This is a genomic window from Pseudomonas sp. AO-1 (assembly GCF_019775695.1).
In the GTDB taxonomy this organism is placed as follows: Bacteria; Pseudomonadota; Gammaproteobacteria; order Pseudomonadales; family Pseudomonadaceae; genus Aquipseudomonas; species Aquipseudomonas parakoreensis.
The window spans coordinates 6,186,361-6,206,169 of sequence record NZ_CP079947.1; the positions used below are offsets into that span (position 1 = coordinate 6,186,361).

Genomic DNA, 19,809 nt, shown 5'->3' on the forward strand with positions numbered 1-19,809 from the left:
AACTGCGAGCGAGTGCTGCGCACTCGAGCGGGAGCAAGCTCCCTCGCCACAGTGGGGATGTGTTCAATGCATAACCCTTGCGCCGTGATTCCGGTCTACAACCATGAAACCGCGATCGGCACCGTGGTCGACGCCCTGCTCGCCCAAGGCCTGCCGTGCATTCTGGTGGACGACGCCAGCACGCCGTCGTGCGCGCGCGTGCTGGATGCGCTGGCCGAGCGTGATCAGGTGCATCTGGTGCGCCTGACCCTCAATCAGGGCAAGGGCGGCGCGGTGATGACCGGCCTGCGCGAAGCGGCGCGTCTGGGCTTCACCCATGCCCTGCAAGTGGACGCCGACGGCCAGCACGACCTGCACGACGTCGCCCGTTTCGTCGAGGAATCCCGCGCCCACCCGGACGCGATGATCTGTGGTTATCCGCTGTTTGACGAGAGTGTGCCCAAGGGCCGCTTGTACGCGCGTTATCTGACTCATGTGATGGTCTGGATCAACACGCTGTCGCTGCAGATCCGCGATTCGATGTGTGGCTTTCGCGTCTATCCTCTGGCCCCGACGCTGGCGCTGATCGACTCGGCACGAGTCGGCAAGCGCATGGATTTCGACTCCGACATCCTCGTGCGCCTGGCGTGGCGCAACCAGCCGATGCGCTGGCTGCAGACCAGCGTGCATTACCCGCTGGACGGCGTCTCGCACTTCCGCCTGTTCCACGACAACGCGCTGATTTCCAGCATGCATACCCGGTTGTTCTTCGGCATGCTGCTGCGCCTGCCCGTCATCCTCTGGCGACGGTGGCGCACATGAGCGTCGAGACCGACAAGAAGCACTGGGCCGACCGCGAAGAGCGCGGCAGCTTCCTGCTGATGAAATTCACCGCGTTCGCCGCCAAGGTGCTTGGCCGACGCCTGCTCAGTCCGCTGCTGTACGGCATCGTCCTGTACTTCTTTCTGTTCGGCCGTACCGCGCGCAACAGTGCCTGGCAATACCAGCAACGGCTGGCTGACTGGAGCAACCGCGGCGAATTGCGCCCGAGCTACTGGCGGGTGTTCCGCCAGTTCATGGCGTTCGCCGATTCGCTGCTCGACAAGCTCGACGTGTGGAACGGCAAGCTGCGCATCGAGCAAATCGAAATCATCGACCCGGCACTGCTGCGCAATCAGCTGCGCGGCAGTCGCGGGCAACTGCTGGTCGGCGCGCATCTGGGCAACCTCGAAGTGTGCCGCGCACTGGCCGAGATCGGCGAAAAGGTCACCATGAACGTGTTGGTACACACCAAGCACGCCGAACAGTTCAACCGCTTGCTGGGCGAGGCCGGCGCGACCAATCTGCGCCTGATTCAGGTCAGCGAACTGGACCCGGTGATCATGCTGCAACTGCACGAACGCCTGGAGCGCGGTGAATGGCTGGCGATTGCCGGCGACCGCGTGCCGTTGCACGGCGGGCGCAGCGTCAGCGTGGATTTTCTCGGCCACCCGGCAGCGTTTCCGCAAGGCCCGTGGTTGCTGGCCGGTTTGCTCAAATGCCCGGTCAATCTGTTGATGTGCCTGAAACAACCGGACGGTCACTATCGCCTGACCCTCGAACCGTTTGCCGACAGCGTGGTGTGGACGCGCCGCGAGCGCGAGCAGGTCATTCATCAGTGGGCCACCCGCTACGCGCAGCGCCTGAGTCACTATTGCCTCGAAGCCCCGCACCAATGGTTCAACTTTTACCCTTTCTGGAAGACCGATGACGACGCCAACCCATGAGCCGGTAACCTTCGGCGAACGCCCTTTGCGCATCGAAGACGTGCTGGCCCTGGCCAACCGTCAGGCGCCCGTGCAGTTGCAGAGCGACGCCGCTTACCGTGAGCGCATCGCCAAAGGCGCGCGGTTTCTCGATTCGCTGCTGGACAAGGAAGGCGTGATCTACGGCGTGACCACCGGTTACGGCGATTCCTGCGTGGTCGCGGTGCCGCTGCATCACGTCGAGGCACTGCCGCGTCATCTCTACACCTTCCACGGTTGCGGCCTGGGCAAACTGCTCGACCCGCAAGCCACCCGCGCCGTGCTGGCCGCGCGCTTGCAGTCGCTGTGCCACGGCGTGTCCGGCGTGCGCATCGAACTGCTGGAGCGCCTGCACGCCTTCCTTGAGCACGACATTCTGCCGCTGATCCCCGAAGAAGGTTCGGTCGGCGCCAGCGGTGATCTGACGCCGCTGTCCTACGTCGCCGCGACCCTGTCCGGCGAGCGCGAAGTGTGGTTCCGTGGCGAGCGTCGCCAGGCTGCCGACGTGCATCGCGAACTGGGCTGGACGCCGCTGGTGCTGCGCCCGAAAGAAGCGCTGGCGTTGATGAACGGCACGGCGGTGATGACCGGCCTCGCCTGCCTCGCCTTCGCCCGCGCCGACTATCTGCTGCAACTGGCCACGCGCATCACCGCGCTCAACGTGGTCGCGCTGCAAGGCAATCCGGAACACTTCGACGAGCGTCTGTTCGCCGCCAAGCCGCATCCGGGGCAGATGCAGGTTGCCGCGTGGCTGCGCAAGGATCTGGCGATCGACGCGCCGACCGCGCCGCTGCATCGCCTGCAGGATCGCTACTCGCTGCGCTGCGCCCCACACGTGCTCGGGGTGCTGGCCGACAGCCTGAACTGGTTGCGCTCGTTCATCGAGACCGAACTCAACAGCGCCAACGACAACCCGATTATCGACGCCGAAGCCGAGCGCGTGCTGCACGGTGGGCACTTCTACGGCGGGCACATTGCGTTCGCCATGGACAGCCTGAAAAATCTGGTGGCCAACATTGCCGACCTGCTAGACCGACAACTCGCGTTGCTGGTCGACGAACGCTACAACCACGGCTTGCCGAGCAACCTGTCCGGTGCTCCGGCGGAGCGCGCCATGATCAACCACGGCTTCAAAGCCGTGCAGATCGGCACCAGCGCCTGGACCGCCGAAGCGCTGAAAAACACTATGCCGGCCAGCGTGTTCTCACGCTCCACCGAGTGTCACAACCAGGACAAGGTGAGCATGGGCACCATCGCCGCCCGTGACGCGATCCGCGTATTGGAGCTGACCGAGCAGGTCGCCGCCGCCACGTTGCTCGCGGCCAATCAGGGCGTCTGGCTGCGTGGTCGCGATGAAGACGCACGCGCGCTGCCACCTTCGCTGGCCGCCATGCACGAAGAGCTGGCCAAGGACTTCCCGCCGGTCATCGAAGACCGTGCACTCGAAGGCGAATTGCGCCTGTGTCTGCAACGTATCGCCGAGCAACACTGGAGGCTGCATGCGTAGCGCCGGAGTGTTGCACGCCGACACGGAAATCCTCGTGCCGTTTTTTGACGTCGACACCATGCACGTGGTCTGGCACGGGCATTACGTCAAATACCTGGAAGTGGCGCGCTGCGCGCTGCTCGACCAGATCGGCCACAACTACACGCAGATGTCCGAGTCCGGTTACGCGTGGCCGATCATCGACCTGCAACTGCGTTATGTGCGCGGCGCGGTGTTCGGCCAGCGCTTGAACGTGCGCGCCAGTCTGGTGGAGTGGGAGAACCGCTTGAAGATCAATTATCTGATCACCGACCTGCTAACCGGTGAGCGCCTGACCCGTGCCAGCTCGGTGCAGGTGGCGGTCGAGATCAGCAGCCGCGAGATGCAACTGGCCTCCCCCAAAGTGTTCACCGAAGCGGTGGAAAGGATGCTGCGATGAACCTGATCTGCAAAGGCTTTGGCGCGCTGGCGCTGCTCGCCGTGTCGACGCTGGCCAACGCCTTCGACCTGCAACAGCTCAGCGTACAACTGGCGAAACCGGAAGTGATCCACGGCCAGTTCATTCAGGAAAAGCACCTGCGCGCGCTGCCTCAGCCGTTGCTCAGCAAGGGCAGCTTCGTGCTGGCGAAAAACCACGGTCTGCTCTGGCTGCTCAAGACCCCGTTGCAACAGGATTACCGCATCACCGCCAACGGCATCGCCCGTCGTGACGGCAACGCTTGGCAGTTGCTGCCGAACAAGAGCGCCGGGGCCGAACAGAACCGTTTGTTCCTCGCCGTGCTGCAAGGTGACAGCAGCGGCTTGCAGCGGGATTTCGAACTGGCCCTGAGCGGCGACGCACAGCAGTGGAAACTCACCCTGACCCCGCGTTCGGTGCTGCTCAAGCAAGTGTTCAATCAGATCAATATCAACGGTGGTGAGCTGGTACAGACCATCGAACTGCTGGAAACCCAGGGCGACAGCACCGTGCTGCGCATGCAGGACAGCACTGCAAACCAGCCGTTGAGCGAAGCGGAGCAACATGACTTTGCCGAGTGAGCGCAGGCTGCCGTGGCTGTTCCTGATCCTGCTGCTGGCGGTTGTCGCGCTGGCCGGGTGGCAGTGGCGCGACGGTGCGCCGCTGTCGGCCAACCTCATGGAACTGGTGCCCGGGACCAACCCTGACGCCCTCGAACTGCGCGCCGAACAGCGCATGCAGGAGCCGCTCAATCGGGAAATGCTGGTGCTGGTCGGGCACGCCGATCGCCAGCAAGCGCTGGCCATGGCGCAAACCCTCGGCGAGCAATGGCAAGCCAGCGGTCTGTTCGAAAAGGTTCAGTGGAACCTGCAGGCGGATCTGCCGGCGTTGCGCACGCAACTGCTGCAAGGGCGGCTGGCGATGCTCTCGGCGGATGACAGGCAACTGCTGACCGAGCATCCCGATGCGTTCATTCAGCAACGGGTGCAGGCGCTGTTCGACCCGTTCAACGGTTTCACCTTGGTACCGAGCCAGGACGACTGGCTGGGCCTGACCGGACGCATCCAGAACAGCCAGCCGAAACACGGTGCGGTGCAACTGGACATCGGCAGCGGCGCACTGGTCGCCGATGCCGACGGCAAGCGCTGGGTGCTGCTGCGCGCGCGCACCACCGGCAATGCCTTCGACATGAACCTGCCGCTGAAAGTCGCCGATCTGCTGCAGTACAGTCGCGAGCAAGCGGCGAAAGCCGACGTGCAACTGTTGGCCGCCAGCGGTCTGCTGTACGCCGCCAACGGTCAGCAGCAAGCCACCCGCGAAATGACCTGGGTCGGCGGCGGCGCCACCCTCGGTATTCTGCTGTTGCTGCTGTTGGCGTTCCGCCGCTGGCGGGTGCTGCTGGCGTTCGTGCCGGTGCTGGTGGGCATGATGTTCGGCGCGGTGGCCTGCGTCGCGGTGTTCGGCCACATGCATGTGATGACGCTGGTGCTCGGCTCCAGCCTGATCGGCGTGGCGGTGGATTACCCGCTGCACTATCTGTCGAAAAGCTGGAGCCTCAAGCCGTGGCGCAGTTGGCCGGCGCTGCGCCTGACCCTGTCCGGGCTGACGCTGAGCCTGATCACCAGCGCCATCGGTTATCTGGCGCTGGCCTGGACGCCCTTTCCGGCGTTGACGCAAATCGCGGTGTTCTCCGCTGCCGGCTTGCTCGGCGCGTATCTGTCGGCGGTGTGCCTGCTGCCGGCCCTGCTGAAAAACGTTGAGCTGCAACCGGCGCAATGGCCGCTGCGCCTGGCCGAGCGCTTGGTGCAACTGCGCGAAAACCTGCTCGAACACGTGCGCACCCCGGTGCTGCTGGCGCTGCTGATCGCCTTCTGCGCTGGCGGTCTGGTGCAGCTGCAAAGCAAGAACGACATTCGTCAATGGGTCGGCGCGCCACAACGCCTGACCGATGAGGCGCAGACCATCGCACGCATCACCGGCTATCAGCCGACCAGCCAGTTCTTTCTGGTGCGCGGGGCCAATCAGCAGGAATTGCTGGAGCGTCAGGCCGCGTTGAGCGAGCGTCTGCAGCAACTGGTCAACCTCGACAAACTGCAAGGCTATCTGGCCCTCGACCAACTGCTCAGTCCGCCGAGCCAGCAACAGCAGGTTCGCGAAGCGCTGAGCAAACTGCCGCAACACTGGCAGCCATTGCTCGACCTCGGCGTGCCGCTCGCGGCGTTGCAAACCGAGTTGCAGCAGTTGCAGAGTCTGCCTGCCGAAGACATCGACGCGGCACTGGCCGGGCCGTTGGGCGAACCCTACCGCACACTGTGGCTCGGCCCGACCGCTGACGGCGTGGCGGCGATGACCAGCCTGCAAGGCCTGAACAATCCGTCCCTGCTGCGGGTGCAGGCGCTGGACTTGCCGGGGGTGATGCTGGTCGATCGGCTCGGTGAATTGAACAACGTGTTTGCCGCGACCCAGATCAGCGCCGCCGAACTGAAACTCGCCTCCTGCGTATTGATTGTGCTGGTGCTGATCGTGCCGTTCGGCTTCGGCGGCGCGTTGCGCATCGTCGCCCTGCCGCTGCTGGCGGCGCTGTGCAGCCTGGCCAGCCTCGGTTGGCTCGGTCAGCCACTGACCCTGTTCAGCCTGTTCGGCCTGCTGCTGGTGACGGCGATCAGCGTCGATTACGCGATCCTGATGCGTGAACAGGTTGGCGGTGCGGCAGTGAGTCTGCTGGGCACCCTGTTGGCGGCGCTGACGACCTGGCTGTCGTTCGGTCTGCTGGCCGTTTCCAGTACGCCGGCGGTGAGCAATTTTGGCCTGGCAGTGAGCCTCGGTCTGGCCTTCAGCTTCATTCTCGCGCCGTGGGCCGGACGCCACGTCCACAGCACCAGCGTCGCGGAGCCGGCAGCGTGATGGTCGTCAGCTTCTGGCTGATGGCCCTGGCGTTGTTCGCTGTGGCCACCCGTGTCGGTCGGCACTTCGGCCTGATCCCGATCGTCAGCCAGTTGCTGCTGGCCAGCTTCGGTTTGCCGCTGTTGATGTACTTCTGGATTGAGCCGACCTGGCAACTCAGCGGCGCCGAACTGATTGCGCCAGGGTGGTTGAAAGACCTCTACAGCCTGAGTTTCGCGCTGTTGCTCGGGCACATTCTCAGTGATGTGATCGACCTGCGCCTGGATCGCCAGAGCGTGAAAATCGCCGTGCCGAGTTTCGCTGTGCCGTTCGCCTGCGGTCTGGCCGTCGCTTGCTGGCTGCTGCCGGCGCAACCGTGGCTGAACTCGCTGGCAATCGGGCTGGTGTTCGCAATCACGGCGATTCCGGTGCTGTACCTGTACCTGCGCCACATCGACTACCCGCCCGCCGCCACCCGGCGCCTGGTACAAACGGCAATCCTCATCGACCTGACCTGCTGGACGCTGTTCGGTCTCGCTCAGGGCAGCCTGCATTTGAGCAGCCTGTTGCTGCCACTCGGCTTGGCCTGCGTGCCAGTGCTGTTGCATCTGCTGCGCGTGCGTCGTCCGCTGACCTACAGCCTCGGCTTCTTCGCGCTGCTGGTGCTGGCCGAGCACTACAAACTCAACGCGCTGATTTTCGGCATCGGTTATCTGCTGTGCATGGCCTTGCTGAAAGTGCCGTTGGTGCTGCCATTGCCGGCGCGGTGGATGAGCCGCTTGCAGACGTGGATCGCGATCCCGCTGATCCTCACCTTCGGCATCGTGCAGATCGACGTGCACAGCGCCCTGGCCAGCCTTGGCGCGGTGCAATGGGCGGCGCTGCTGCTGTTGCCGATTGCCAGTAAACTGCTCGGCAACTGGCTCGGGCTGGGCTGGGCCGGTGCGTCGTTCGAAGGCGCCAGCCGCTGGCGCGAAAGCGTGTTGCTGAACATTCGCGGCCTGAGCGAAATCGTCTTTCTCAACCTGTTGCTGCAACAACAGCTGATCAGCCCGGCGCTGTACTTCGCGCTGATGCTGATGGGCCTGATCGCGACGCTGTTGCCGGCCCTGATCGGCCTGCACCGCGCGCCTATGAAAACCAGCGCCACTGCGCCCGGGAGCTCACGTGCCAATCGTTGAAATGGAACCCCGTCAGGTCGTGATCATTGGCGCGGGCCCCTCCGGGGCCATCGCCGCCGCGTTGCTCAAGCGCCAGGGCCACGATGTGCTGGTGATCGAGCGCCAGCATTTCCCGAGGTTTTCCATTGGTGAAAGCCTGCTCAGCCATTGCCTGGATTTCGTCGAAGAAGCCGGCATGCTCGACGCCGTCAATGCCGCCGGTTTCCAGCGCAAGACCGGTGCCGCCTTCGCTTGGGGCGAGCGCTACAGCGCTTTCGATTTCAGCGACACCTTCACCGCAGGCAAGCCGACCACGTTCCAGGTGCAGCGCGCCGATTTCGACAAGCTGCTGGCTGATCAGGCTGAATTGCAGGGTGCCGAATTCCGTTACGGCGATGCCATCGTCCGCGTCGATTTCGACCGGGCCAGACCGCAGCTTGACGTGCTGCGCGAAGACGGCAGCGAGTACCGCATCGAAGCGGACTTTGTGCTCGACGCCAGCGGTTACGGGCGCGTGCTATCGCGTTTGCTTGATCTGGAAGCGCCGTCGAATTTCCCGGTGCGCCAGGCAGTATTCACCCACGTTGAAGATCACATCGATAACCCGGCCTTCGACCGCGAGAAGATCCTCGTCACCACCCACCCCGAGCACCGCGACATCTGGTTCTGGACGATCCCGTTCAGCAACGGGCGCTGCTCGGTGGGCGTGGTGGCTGCTGCCGAGCACTTCAAGGGGCGCGACAGCGATCTGGATGCCTGCCTGCGCGGTTTCATCGGCGAAACGCCGAGCCTCGCCGCTGTATTGAACAACGCGGTGTGGGACACCCCGGCGCGTACCCTCGGCGGTTATGCTGCCAATGTGAAAACCCTGCACGGCCCGGGCTTCGCCCTGCTTGGCAACGCGGCGGAATTTCTCGACCCGGTGTTCTCCTCCGGCGTGACCATCGCCATGCGTTCGGCGAGCATGGCCGCCGCTGTCCTGCACCGGCAGTTGCAGGGGGAAATCGTCGATTGGCAGCGCGAGTTCGCCGAGCCGCTCAAACGTGGCGTCGACACCTTCCGCTGCTACGTCGAGGGCTGGTATGCCGGCACCTTTCAGGACGTGATTTTTTATCAAGACAGTCAGGCGGACATTCGCCGAATGATCTGCTCGATCCTCGCCGGCTACGCCTGGGATGAACGCAATCCGTTCGTCAGCGAAGCACGCCGCCGACTGAAGATGATTTCCGAACTCTGTGCAAAGGACGCCCCATGAATTACTTGAGCGACAGCTACGTCGAGGAAACCCGCTTCGGTTTCTGGTTCCTGCGCAGCCACACCTGGCAGCACCATGTGCTGCGCGTGGCGATCAACGATTTACGCGGATTGTTCAGCGAGTCGCTGCCGGCCAATCCGGTGCTGCTGGACGCTGGTTGCGGTCAGGGCAAATCGTTCCGCCACCTGCACCAGACCTTCGCCCCACAGCATCTGATCGGCGTCGACGCCGACCCGCACAGCCTGCAATTGAGCGCCGAAGAAGCGGCGCGGCAGGGCTTCGACGTCGAGCTGATCGGTAGCGACTGCGCGACGCTCAATGTGGCCGATGCCAGTGTCGACCTGCTGTTCTGCCATCAGACCTTTCATCACCTGGTGGAGCAGGAAAAAGCCCTCGCCGAGTTCTACCGCGTGCTCAAACCGGGTGGTTATCTGCTGTTCGCCGAGTCCACCGAGGCTTACATTGATACTTGGGTGATCCGCTGGCTGTTCCGCCATCCGATGCAGGTGCAAAAGAGCGCGGCGCAGTACCTGGAGATGATTCGCCAGCAGGGTTTCGAGTTTGGCGAGCGCAATGTTTCGTACCCGTATTTGTGGTGGAGCCGGTCGAAGGATTTCGGACTGCTGGAACGGTTCGGATTGCGCCGGCCGAAGCCGTTTGGCGAGCGTGAGGAAACGTTGGTGAACGTTGTCGCCCGCAAGCCATTGCAGGAATCCATCTGATGTACCACTTTCAATCAGCACAGCTAAACCCCTGTGGGAGCTGGCTTGCCAGCGATAGCGGTGTGTCAGTTAACCAAAATGCTGGATGTGCCGCCGCCATCGCTGGCAAGCCAGCTCCCACAAGGTTTGCGGTATGGCTGATTTTGGTGGCATTTGCTTTGCTGAGTGGTTGCGCCAGCCAGGCCCCGCTGCCCGCGAGCGACCCGACGCTGCCGTTACCGCTGCAACTGCACATCGAGCGCCAACAGGCCGATCAGCGTCAGGACTGGCTGTTGGTGATCCAGCGCGAAGGCCCCGGCATCCGCTGGTCGATGATGGATCCGCTGGGCATTCCCCAGGCCCGTCAGCAACTGATCGACGGGCGCTGGCAGGCCGACGGGCTGCTGCCGCCCAATCCCGAAGCCCGGGAACTGTTTGCCGCGCTGCTGTTCGCCCTGACCCCGTCCGGCGAACTGGCGCGCACTTACCCCACCGCGCAGCAGCAGGGCGAGCAACGCACGCTGGCGCCGCGCTGGACGATCCGTTATGCACAACCGTTGAGTTTCCAATTGAATCTGCCCCAAGGCCCGCACTATCGGGTTTCTCCTCTCGGTGAGCCGACGCCATGACTGCCTACCTCAATGCCCTCGGCGTGATCTGCGCGCTGGGCCGCGACAAGCAACAGGTCGCGCAGAACCTGTTTGCCGGTGACTGCTCGGGCATGCGCCGCGAGTCCGGCTGGGTTGCCGAGCGTGAATTGCCCGTGGCGGCGGTGCATGGTGAGCTGGCGCCTATTCCGGCCGAACTGACCGACCAGCGCAGCCGCAACAATCAACTGCTGCTGGAAGCCGCGCTGCAGATTCGCGAGGACATCGACCGGGCCATCCAGACGTATGGTCGCGAGCGCATCGGTGTGGTGCTCGGCACCAGCACCTCGGGGATCGACGAGGCCAGCCGCGGGCTGGCGCACTATCTTCGCGAGCAGCAGTTCCCTACCGAGTACGACTATCGGCAACAGGAACTCGGCGCGCCGGCGAACTTTCTCGCCGATTGGCTGCAACTCAGCGGCCCGGCCTATGTGATTTCCACCGCCTGCACGTCCAGTGCGCGGGCGCTGATGAGCGCACAGCGCCTGCTCGATCTGGGCCTGTGCGATGCGGTGCTGTGCGGCGGGGTCGACAGCCTGTGCAAACTGACGCTCAACGGTTTCAGCGCGCTGGAAGCGGTGTCCGACGAGCGCTGCAATCCGTTCTCGGCCAACCGTAACGGCATCAACATCGGCGAAGCGGCGGTGCTGTTTCTGATGAGCCAGCAGCGCAGCAACGGCCCGGCCATTGCCCTGCTCGGCAGCGGCGCCAGCTCCGACGCGCACCATATTTCCGCGCCGGAACCGAGCGGTCGCGGCGCCCTGCAAGCCATGCAGAAAGCCTTGAGCCGCGCACAGTTGCAAGCGGCGCACATCAGCTACCTGAACCTGCATGGCACCGCGACCCAGCACAACGATGCGATGGAAAGTCTGGCAGTCGCCACGCTGTTTCCCGACGGCGTGGCCTGCTCGTCGACCAAGCCGATGACCGGTCACACCCTCGGCGCGGCCGGTGCGCTGGAAGCAGCGTTCTGCTGGCTGAGCCTGAGCGCCGACAACCCGCAACAAGCCTTGCCGCCCCACGTCTGGGACGCCCAGCCCGACCCCAACTTGCCGGCGCTGAAGTGGGTGACCGCGAGCGAACGCCTGTCGTCCATTGCACCCCGCTACCTGATGAGCAATTCGTTTGCCTTCGGCGGCAACAACGTCAGCCTGATTATCGGAGACGCTCCATGAATGACTGGCCGCTCGCCGAACTGCTGCCCCACGCTGGCGACATGATCCTGATCGACCGCATCCTCAGCTTCGACGAAGAGCAGATCCACACCCGCCTCACCGTCAAGCCCGACGGTTTGTTCAACCTGCCAGACGGCAGCCTGCCGGCGTGGGTCGGCATCGAGTTGATGGCGCAAAGCGTAGCCGCCTTCGCCGGTTGCCACGCACGGCAGAAGGGCAACCCGGTCGCGCTGGGTTTCCTGCTCGGGACACGTAAATTCGAGTGCAACGTCGAGGCGTTTCCGGCCGGCAGCGAACTGACCATCCACGGCATCCGTTCGCTGGAAGACGACAACGGCATGGGTGTTTTCGAATGCCACATCAACGCCCCCGGCATCGAGGCCAGCGCACGTTTGAACGTGTTCCGCCCGCCGCAGCCCAGCCAATATCTTGAACAAACCAGGGAGTCGAACGATGACTGAATCCGTACTGGTCACCGGCTCCAGCCGTGGTATCGGCCGCGCCATTGCCTTGCGTCTGGCACAGGCCGGGCACGACATCGTCCTGCATTGCCGCAGCGGCGTTGCCGAAGCGCAAGCGGTGCAGGCCGAGATCGAAGCGCTGGGCCGTCACGCGCGCATCCTGCAATTCGACGTCGCCGACCGCGAAGCCTGCAAAACCATCCTTGAAGCTGACGTCGAAACCCACGGCGCTTATTACGGCGTGGTGCTTAACGCCGGCCTGACCCGCGATGGCGCTTTTCCGGCGTTGAGCGATGACGATTGGGACGTGGTGCTGCGCACAAACCTCGACGGTTTCTACAACGTCCTGCACCCGGTGATGATGCCGATGATCCGTCGTCGCGCCGCCGGTCGGATCGTCTGCATCACCTCGGTGTCGGGTTTGATCGGCAACCGGGGCCAGGTCAACTACAGCGCCTCCAAGGCCGGAGTGATCGGCGCTGCGAAGGCGTTGGCGATCGAACTGGGCAAGCGCAAAATCACCGTTAACTGCGTCGCGCCGGGCCTGATCGACACAGCGATGCTGGATGAAAACGTGCCGGTGGAAGAACTGATGAAAATGATCCCCGCACAACGCATGGGCACCCCGCAAGAGGTTGCCAGTGCAGTGAATTTCCTGATGTCGGCGGAAGCCTCGTACATCACCCGCCAGGTCCTGGCGGTCAACGGAGGCTTGTGCTGATGAAGCGCGTTGTCGTCACCGGCATGGCCGGCATCACTTCGCTTGGCAGCGACTGGCAGACCATCGCCGGCAACTTCGCGGCCAACCGCAGCGGCATTCGCCGCATGCACGAGTGGGACCGTTTCAGCGAACTCAACACCCGTCTGGCCGGGCCGATCGATGATTTTCTCGTCCCGGCGCACTGGACCCGCAAGCAACTGCGCAGCATGGGCCGGGTGTCACGGCTGGCGGTGGGTGCGGCGGAGCAGGCGCTGGCTGACGCCGGCCTGCTCGGTGACGAATCGATCAAGGACGGGCGCATGGGTGTGGCGTGTGGTTCGTCCACCGGCAGCACCGACGAGATCAAGGCCTTCGGCAACATGCTGCTGAACTCGGTCGCCGAGGGGCTCAACGCCAACTCCTACGTGCGGATGATGCCGCACACCACCGCGGCCAATATCAGCATTTTCTTCGGCCTCACCGGACGCCTGATCCCGACGTCCAGCGCCTGCACCAGCGGCAGTCAGGGCATCGGCTACGCCTACGAGGCGATCAAGTTCGGACGGCTGCCGCTGATGCTCGCCGGCGGTGCCGAAGAGCTGTGCCCGACCGAAGCCATGGTCTTCGACGCGCTGTACGCCACCAGCCTGAAAAACGACGCGCCACAGACCAGCCCACGTCCATACGACAAGGGCCGCGACGGTCTGGTGATCGGCGAAGGCGGCGGCATGCTGGTGCTCGAAGAGCTGGAGCATGCGCTGGCTCGCGGTGCGCGGATCCACGCCGAGATCGTCGGTTTCGGCAGCAACGCCGACGGCCAGCACACCACGCGCCCGGAACAGGTCACCATGCGCCGCGCCATGGAGCTGGCGCTGGAAGACGCCGGGCTGACGCCGGACGCCATCGGTTACGTCAATGGTCACGGCACCGCTACAGAACAGGGCGACATTGCCGAAACACTGGCAACCAGCAGTCTGTTCGGCGAACACATGCCGATCAGCTCACAGAAGAGTTTCCTCGGCCACACGCTGGGGGCCTGCGGCGCGCTGGAGTCGTGGTTCAGCATCGAAATGCTCAATCGCGACCTGTATGTGCACACGCTCAACCTCGACGAGGTCGATCCACACTGCGGCAAGCTCGATTACCTGCGCGGCGAATTCCGCCAAATGCATCACGACTACGTGATGAACAACAATTTCGCTTTTGGTGGCGTCAACACCTCGTTGATTTTCCGCCGCTGGCACTGACCGCAACACGTTTGGAGTGAAGGGAATGACTCAGTTTCACCGCATCGCCGCCCTGCTGGCCCTGGCCTTGGCCTTGGTGCTCGGCGGTTGCACCAGCAAACCGGTTTACAACGCCAAGGAAGAATTTTCGCCCAACCTCGGTTTCACCCAGGCGCAGATGAGCCGCGCCATCGTCACCGCGCTCAACGACCGCCAGTGGGTGGTGCAGTCGGTTCGCCCGGGCATGATCAAAGCGGCGATCACGGTACGCGGCCGCCACCACGCCGAGGTCGACATCCCGTTCAGCCCGACCTCGTTTGAAATCGACTACCGCAGCAGCTACGGCCTCGACGCCAAGGACGGCAAGATCCACGGCAACTACAACCGCTGGGTCAACCGCCTGCGCGACAACGTGCTCAAGGAGTTGTCGATCAACCCGGACATCGAGTTCGTCAACGACCTGGGCATCGTCAAGCAAGGCGCCGACGAGCCGACCTACCTGAGCTTTCGCGAGGGCGTCAAACGCGCCACCGACGCCGGTCTGCTGGACGGCAGCGTGAAGTTCTACCTGGCCGGCGAAACCCTGCCCAAGCAAGTGCGCAAACTCGACACCGTGAGCAGCAGCCGCAAAACCAACGGCTCGAACAAATCCGACACCGACGCCTGCTTCTGGGCGCTGCAATCAGCCCTCGCCACCCTGCAGAACGCCGCGAAAAAAGCCGACGCCAACGCGGTGATCAACATCGCCAGCGTCGACCAGCGCGACCTGTACAAGGACACCGAGAAATTCCAGTGCCGCGCCGGTCTGGTGGTGTCGAGCGTGGCGTTGCGTGGGGATTTGGCCCACGTTGATTGATTGACAGTAGAAACGACAAAGGGCGCCTTGCGGCGCCCTTTGCTATTCAGTTCAGCTCAAGTGCTGGCATGTAACTTCAAGCCCAACGCCTTCACCACTTTCAGAATCGTTCCAAACTCAGGATTTCCTTCACCTGACAGTGCACGGTAGAGACTTTCTCGAGACAGCCCGGCGTCACGTGCGACTTGGGTCATGCCTCGCGCTCTCGCAATGGTGCCCAGTGCCTTGGCGATAAAGGCAGGATCATCTCCAGCCTCCTCCATGCAGGCATCCAGATAATTGGCCATGTCCTCTTCTGTCTTGAGGTACTCGGCTGAGTCCCAACGAGTGAATTGTTCGGTCATGGGTTTTGCTCCTGCCAAGACTCCGCGATGAGCCTGGCTTGCTTGATATCTCGGGGTTGGCTGCTCTTGTCTCCACCACAAAGGAGGATGACCACTTGCCGACCTTGTTGCATGAAATAGACTCGATATCCGGGGCCATAGTCAATTCTGACTTCGCTGAGCCCCTCACCGACGGCTTTGACATCACCAAAATTCCCATCGGCCATACGATCAATGCGCACCTGAATACGCATCCTGGCGCGGCTGTCAGCCAGCTTCAAAAGCCAGCTGGAGAATGTTGAACTTCGAATGATCTCAGGCATGACCGAAAGTGTAGCCCTTGAGCTACACATGTACCAGACGGTTTTTTCTGCACCGACGTACGGTGTCTACACTCCATAAATCGTTGAATGCTGACTCGCAAAGTCAAGGAGATGACCATGCAAGTGAAAGCCCTGATCGCCGCCGCACTCCTCGGGTTATTGCCCAGCGCCAGCCACGCCACCAATCTGATGTACATGCCGTTCGAAACTGTGCTCTCGGATGCGATTCGCGCCGGGCGGCTGGATGGCAGTGTGAAGTTCTATCTGATCGGCAACGGGCCGCAGGGCACGCAGCAGTTGGTGCGCAGGGACGTGGTCAGTGATTTGCGCACCAACGGTTTCAACAAGAGCGATCACGACTCCTGCGAATGGGTGCTGCAGTCGAACCTGATCAAGTTGCAGGCCGATGCCAAACGGGTCGGGGCGAATGCGGTGGTCAATATCGTCAGTTATTACGACCAGCATGTGCGCAAGGATTTGAATACTTATGAGTGCCGGGCCGGGGTGTTTGTGACGCGGGTGGCGTTGAAGGGGGATCTGGTGCGGTTGCCCTGAGGGGCGTTGATGTTTGAGTTGACGCCTTCGCGAGCAGGCTCGCTCCCACCTTGGAAGGCGTTTCCCTGTGGGAGCGAGCCTGCTCGCGATTTGATTGCGCAGCAATCAAGCGTTTGAAGGTTCGACTTTACGCGTCAGCAGTTCGACAAACGCCTTGGCCATCGGCGATTTCTGATCCTTGCGCTGCACCAGCCACACCGCCGACACCGCCTCCGGATCGAGCAGAGGTCGATAGACCACGCCGTCGATGCGCATCCGCTGGTAGGACGCCGGCAATACCGAAACCCCCAGCCCCGCTGCGACCAATCCGATGATGGTCATCGCCTCACCGGCCTCCTGGGCGAAATGCGGGCTGAACCCGGCATCGCGGGCCAGACTGAGCAGTTGCGCATACAGCCCGCTGCCGTAGCTGCGAGGAAAGAACACGAACGGCTCCAGCGCCAGCGCCGAGAGGAACAGCCCTTCCTCGCTGCCTTGCGCCAACGGATGTTTGGAGCCGAGCACCGCCACCAGCGGCTCACGCATCAGCTCAACCACGCTCAGCGAATCCGGCAAACCCAGCGGACGCATGATGCCGACTTCGATCGACTCATCCACCAGCGCGTCCGCGACCATGGTGCTGCTCATCTCCCGCAGGTTCAGGTGCACTGCCGGGAAACGCTGACGAAAGGAAAAAATCGCTTGGGGAATGGTTGAGTTGAACGGCGCTGACGAGGTGAAGCCAATTTTCAATTCGCCCAGTTCACCGAGTTGCGCACGCCGGGCGACGTCTGCCGCTTTGTCGACCTGCGCCAGCACCAGTCGCGCCTCCTCCAGAAACAATCGGCCGGCCTCGCTCAACTCGACCCGACGATTGGTGCGTTCGAACAACCGCGCGCCGACCTCTTGCTCCAGCGCCTGAATCTGCTGACTCAGCGGTGGCTGAGAGATCCCCAGCACCTGTGCGGCGCGGCCGAAATGCAATTCTTCGGCGACGGCGATGAAGTAGCGCAGATGACGCAATTCCATGGACACCCCATTAGGTCGTTAAAGCTATCAAACAGGTCGAACAATATATTGGATAGAAACATTAGCCAGCTATATGATTTTTTCATTGCCTGCCTGGCCGTGCCCTCCGAGGTCTGATGTGAAAACCGCCGCCGCCCCTCTTGCCCATGAAGTTCCGCCTGCCGCGGCGGACGATGTGATCGCCGAGCTGCAGGAGATCTACATCGAAAAAGGCACGCCGATGTTCATGCGCACGGTGCTCGCGCTGTTCAGCGGTGGCTTCGCGACCTTCGCTTTGCTGTATTGCGTGCAGCCGATGATGCCGCTGCTGTCTCACGAGTATTCGATCAACGCCGCGCAGAGCAGCCTGATTCTGTCGGTGGCGACCGGCATGCTGGCCTTCGGTCTGCTGATCACCGGACCGATTTCCGACCGGGTCGGACGCAAACCGGTGATGGTCGCGGCACTGTTCGCCGCCGCGTTGTGCACCATCGCCAGTTCGATGATGCCGAGCTGGCACGGCGTGCTGATCATGCGTGCACTGATCGGCCTGTCGTTGAGCGGCCTGGCGGCGGTGGCGATGACCTACCTGAGCGAAGAGATCCACCCGCAGCACATCGGCCTGGCGATGGGCCTGTACATCGGCGGCAACGCGATTGGCGGGATGAGCGGACGCTTGATTACCGGAGTGTTGATCGACTTCGTCAGCTGGCACACGGCGATGCTGGTGATTGGCGGTCTGGCGCTGGTCGCGGCGGCGGTGTTCTGGAAGATCCTCCCCGAATCGCGCAACTTCCGCTCACGCTCGCTGCATCCGCGCAGCCTGCTCGACGGCTTCACCATGCACTTTCGCGACGCCGGCCTGCCGCTGCTGTTTCTTGAAGCCTTTGTGCTGATGGGCGCGTTCGTCACTCTGTTCAACTACATCGGCTATCGCCTGCTGGCCGCGCCGTACAACCTCGATCAGGTGTTCGTCGGCTTGCTGTCGGTGGTGTACCTGTCGGGCATCTACAGTTCGGCCAAAATCGGTTCGCTGGCGGACAAACTGGGACGGCGCAAAGTGCTGTGGGCGACCATCGCGCTGATGTTCGCCGGCCTTGCGCTCACGATGTTCACACCGCTGTTGCTGGTGATCGTCGGCATGCTGATCTTCACGTTCGGCTTCTTCGGCGCGCACTCGGTGGCGAGCAGCTGGATCGGCCGGCGCGCGACCAAGGCCAAGGGTCAGGCGTCGTCGTTGTACCTGTTCAGTTATTACGCCGGTTCCAGCATTGCCGGTACGGCGGGTGGGGTGTTCTGGCATCTGGGCGGCTGGAATGGCATCGGCCTGTTTATTGGTGCGCTGTTGCTGGTGGCGCTGCTGGTGGCGTTGAAACTGGCGAAGTTGCCGCCACTTGGTGGTGTGAAAGCTTAAAAGCAAAAGATCGCAGCCTGCGGCAGCTCCTACAGGGAAACGCGAATCCCAATGTAGGAGCTGCCGCAGGCTGCGATCTTTTGATCTTGTACAAAAACGCCCGGCATTGGCCGGGCGTTTTTTATTGGGCGTCGATCACTCGTGATACTGCGCTGACAACTCGTGCACCGCACGCAGGAACGCGCCCGCATGCTCCGGATCGACCTCAGGGGTGATGCCGTGGCCGAGGTTGAACACATGGCCGCTGCCCTTGCCGTAGCTGGCCAGAATGCGCCCGACTTCGGTGCGGATCGCTTCCGGTTTGGCGTAGAGCACGGTCGGGTCCATGTTGCCTTGCAGCGCGACCTTGTCGCCAACACGGGCGCGGGCGTTGCCGATGTCGCAGGTCCAGTCCAGACCCAGTGCGTCGGCGCCGGCCTCGGCGATGCTTTCCAGCCAGAGGCCGCCGTTCTTGGTGAAGAGGATCACCGGCACCTTGCGCCCGTCGTGTTCGCGAATCAGGCCGCTGACGATTTTCTTCATGTAGGCCAGGGAGAATTCCTGATAAGCCGCCGCCGACAGGTTGCCGCCCCAGGTATCGAAGATCTGCACCGCTTGCGCGCCGGCCTGGATCTGGCCGTTGAGGTACGAGGTCACCGACTGCGCCAGCTTGTCCAGCAGCAGGTGCATGGCTTGCGGGTTGTCGTAGAGCATCGCCTTGGTCTTGCGGAAGTCTTTCGACGAACCGCCTTCGACCATGTAGGTCGCCAAGGTCCACGGGCTGCCGGAGAAGCCGATCAGCGGCACACGGCCGTTCAGCTCGCGGCGGATGGTGCTGACCGCGTCCATCACGTAGCCGAGATCCTTGTGTGGATCAGGGATCGGCAGCGCTTCGATGTCCGCCAGGGTGCTGACGACTTTCTTGAAGCGCGGACCTTCACCGGTCTCGAAGTACAGGCCCTGACCCATGGCATCGGGAATGGTGAGGATGTCGGAAAACAGGATCGCCGCGTCCAGTTGCGGGTAGCGGTCGAGCGGTTGCAACGTGACTTCGCAAGCGAATTCCGGATTCATGCACAGGCTCATGAAATCACCGGCCTGGGCACGGCTGGCGCGGTATTCAGGCAGGTAGCGGCCGGCCTGGCGCATCATCCACACCGGGGTGACGTCAACGGGTTGCTTGAGCAGGGCGCGGAGGAAACGGTCGTTCTTCAGGGCAGTCATGTCGGCATCCGGAAAAAAAGTGCGGGCATTTTCTCAGAGCGCGACGCAAAAGGCACGGATGCAGGTCAGCCTTTTGTCTATCGGGTCAATTTATTGCGTTGGAATGCAAATTTTTGCAGCAACACAAAGCACTGTGGGAGCTGGCTTGCCAGCGATGCAGGCAACTCGGTTTCTCAGGTAAACCTAGTTGATGCTATCGCTGGCAAGCCAGCTCCCACAGGTATTGCATTCCAA

The 19,809-nt window shown here is 62.8% G+C and carries 21 protein-coding genes; 17 read left to right on the forward strand and 4 right to left on the reverse strand.

The window, feature by feature from the left end:
- Positions 1–66 precede the first annotated feature (66 nt).
- From KVQ82_RS28185 to KVQ82_RS28255, 15 genes are read left to right on the forward strand one after another with little or no spacing between them, the layout of a single operon-like run.
- A complete protein-coding gene (locus KVQ82_RS28185; RefSeq protein ID WP_222017080.1) occupies positions 67–801 on the forward strand; it encodes a glycosyltransferase family 2 protein in 735 nt (244 codons plus the stop codon).
- On the forward strand, positions 798–1,745 hold the full coding sequence (locus KVQ82_RS28190) for a glycosyl transferase (protein ID WP_222017082.1): 948 nt from the start codon (positions 798–800) through the stop codon (positions 1,743–1,745). Before KVQ82_RS28185 ends, KVQ82_RS28190 begins: the two co-directional genes overlap by 4 nt.
- Positions 1,726–3,270: a histidine ammonia-lyase gene (gene hutH / locus KVQ82_RS28195; RefSeq protein WP_222017084.1), complete on the forward strand. Its 1,545-nt coding sequence runs from the start codon at positions 1,726–1,728 to the stop codon at positions 3,268–3,270. Before KVQ82_RS28190 ends, hutH begins: the two co-directional genes overlap by 20 nt.
- Positions 3,263–3,688, forward strand: coding sequence for a thioesterase family protein (locus tag KVQ82_RS28200; protein WP_145596002.1), 426 nt, complete (start codon positions 3,263–3,265; stop codon positions 3,686–3,688). Before hutH ends, KVQ82_RS28200 begins: the two co-directional genes overlap by 8 nt.
- Positions 3,685–4,287, forward strand: coding sequence for an outer membrane lipoprotein carrier protein LolA (locus KVQ82_RS28205; RefSeq protein ID WP_041074877.1), 603 nt, complete (start codon positions 3,685–3,687; stop codon positions 4,285–4,287). The genes KVQ82_RS28200 and KVQ82_RS28205 overlap by 4 nt, the downstream gene beginning before the upstream one ends.
- The gene (locus KVQ82_RS28210) at positions 4,271–6,610 is read left to right on the forward strand and encodes an MMPL family transporter (protein ID WP_222017085.1); all 2,340 of its coding nucleotides are present in this window, start codon (positions 4,271–4,273) and stop codon (positions 6,608–6,610) included. The genes KVQ82_RS28205 and KVQ82_RS28210 overlap by 17 nt, the downstream gene beginning before the upstream one ends.
- Positions 6,607–7,770, forward strand: a complete 1,164-nt coding sequence (locus tag KVQ82_RS28215) for a sodium:proton antiporter (RefSeq protein ID WP_222017087.1) — start codon at positions 6,607–6,609, stop codon at positions 7,768–7,770. The genes KVQ82_RS28210 and KVQ82_RS28215 overlap by 4 nt, the downstream gene beginning before the upstream one ends.
- Positions 7,757–9,004, forward strand: a complete 1,248-nt coding sequence (locus KVQ82_RS28220) for an NAD(P)/FAD-dependent oxidoreductase (RefSeq protein WP_041074883.1) — start codon at positions 7,757–7,759, stop codon at positions 9,002–9,004. Before KVQ82_RS28215 ends, KVQ82_RS28220 begins: the two co-directional genes overlap by 14 nt.
- A complete protein-coding gene (locus tag KVQ82_RS28225; RefSeq protein ID WP_222017089.1) occupies positions 9,001–9,726 on the forward strand; it encodes a class I SAM-dependent methyltransferase in 726 nt (241 codons plus the stop codon). Before KVQ82_RS28220 ends, KVQ82_RS28225 begins: the two co-directional genes overlap by 4 nt.
- Positions 9,726–10,334 (forward strand): hypothetical protein, encoded by a 609-nt coding sequence (locus KVQ82_RS28230; protein ID WP_222017091.1) that lies wholly within the window; start codon positions 9,726–9,728, stop codon positions 10,332–10,334. Before KVQ82_RS28225 ends, KVQ82_RS28230 begins: the two co-directional genes overlap by 1 nt.
- Positions 10,331–11,527, forward strand: a complete 1,197-nt coding sequence (locus tag KVQ82_RS28235) for a beta-ketoacyl-[acyl-carrier-protein] synthase family protein (RefSeq protein WP_222017094.1) — start codon at positions 10,331–10,333, stop codon at positions 11,525–11,527. Before KVQ82_RS28230 ends, KVQ82_RS28235 begins: the two co-directional genes overlap by 4 nt.
- Complete coding sequence (locus KVQ82_RS28240) at positions 11,524–11,988, forward strand: hotdog family protein (RefSeq protein ID WP_041074889.1); 465 nt, start codon at positions 11,524–11,526, stop codon at positions 11,986–11,988. The genes KVQ82_RS28235 and KVQ82_RS28240 overlap by 4 nt, the downstream gene beginning before the upstream one ends.
- The gene (gene fabG / locus KVQ82_RS28245) at positions 11,981–12,709 is read left to right on the forward strand and encodes a 3-oxoacyl-ACP reductase FabG (RefSeq protein ID WP_041074891.1); all 729 of its coding nucleotides are present in this window, start codon (positions 11,981–11,983) and stop codon (positions 12,707–12,709) included. The genes KVQ82_RS28240 and fabG overlap by 8 nt, the downstream gene beginning before the upstream one ends.
- Positions 12,709–13,935 carry a beta-ketoacyl-ACP synthase gene (locus tag KVQ82_RS28250; protein WP_095667740.1) on the forward strand — a complete coding sequence of 409 codons (1,227 nt, stop codon included), beginning with the start codon at positions 12,709–12,711 and terminating at the stop codon, positions 13,933–13,935. Before fabG ends, KVQ82_RS28250 begins: the two co-directional genes overlap by 1 nt.
- A 25-nt stretch (positions 13,936–13,960) precedes the next feature.
- The gene (locus KVQ82_RS28255) at positions 13,961–14,770 is read left to right on the forward strand and encodes a hypothetical protein (RefSeq protein ID WP_041074895.1); all 810 of its coding nucleotides are present in this window, start codon (positions 13,961–13,963) and stop codon (positions 14,768–14,770) included.
- Between the two features lie 56 nt (positions 14,771–14,826).
- Here KVQ82_RS28255 and KVQ82_RS28260 read toward each other — a convergent pair whose 3' ends face one another.
- Complete coding sequence (locus tag KVQ82_RS28260) at positions 14,827–15,114, reverse strand: addiction module antidote protein (protein WP_007943750.1); 288 nt, start codon at positions 15,112–15,114, stop codon at positions 14,827–14,829.
- The gene (locus tag KVQ82_RS28265; RefSeq protein ID WP_041074898.1) at positions 15,111–15,416 is read right to left on the reverse strand and encodes a type II toxin-antitoxin system RelE/ParE family toxin; all 306 of its coding nucleotides are present in this window, start codon (positions 15,414–15,416) and stop codon (positions 15,111–15,113) included. Before KVQ82_RS28265 ends, KVQ82_RS28260 begins: the two co-directional genes overlap by 4 nt.
- 117 nt (positions 15,417–15,533) lie before the next feature.
- Between KVQ82_RS28265 and KVQ82_RS28270 the strand changes: the two genes are divergently transcribed.
- Positions 15,534–15,971 (forward strand): excinuclease, encoded by a 438-nt coding sequence (locus tag KVQ82_RS28270; RefSeq protein ID WP_222017096.1) that lies wholly within the window; start codon positions 15,534–15,536, stop codon positions 15,969–15,971.
- Between the two features lie 105 nt (positions 15,972–16,076).
- On the opposite strand, the gene KVQ82_RS28275 is transcribed toward KVQ82_RS28270, so the two are convergent.
- Positions 16,077–16,979 carry a LysR family transcriptional regulator gene (locus KVQ82_RS28275; RefSeq protein WP_041074902.1) on the reverse strand — a complete coding sequence of 301 codons (903 nt, stop codon included), beginning with the start codon at positions 16,977–16,979 and terminating at the stop codon, positions 16,077–16,079.
- A 118-nt stretch (positions 16,980–17,097) separates the two neighbouring features.
- On the opposite strand from KVQ82_RS28275, the gene KVQ82_RS28280 reads away from it, so the two are divergent.
- On the forward strand, positions 17,098–18,372 hold the full coding sequence (locus KVQ82_RS28280) for an MFS transporter (protein ID WP_222017098.1): 1,275 nt from the start codon (positions 17,098–17,100) through the stop codon (positions 18,370–18,372).
- A gap of 135 nt (positions 18,373–18,507) precedes the next feature.
- On the opposite strand, the gene hemE is transcribed toward KVQ82_RS28280, so the two are convergent.
- Positions 18,508–19,575 carry a uroporphyrinogen decarboxylase gene (gene hemE, locus KVQ82_RS28285; protein ID WP_007968321.1) on the reverse strand — a complete coding sequence of 356 codons (1,068 nt, stop codon included), beginning with the start codon at positions 19,573–19,575 and terminating at the stop codon, positions 18,508–18,510.
- Positions 19,576–19,809: the final 234 nt, after the last annotated feature.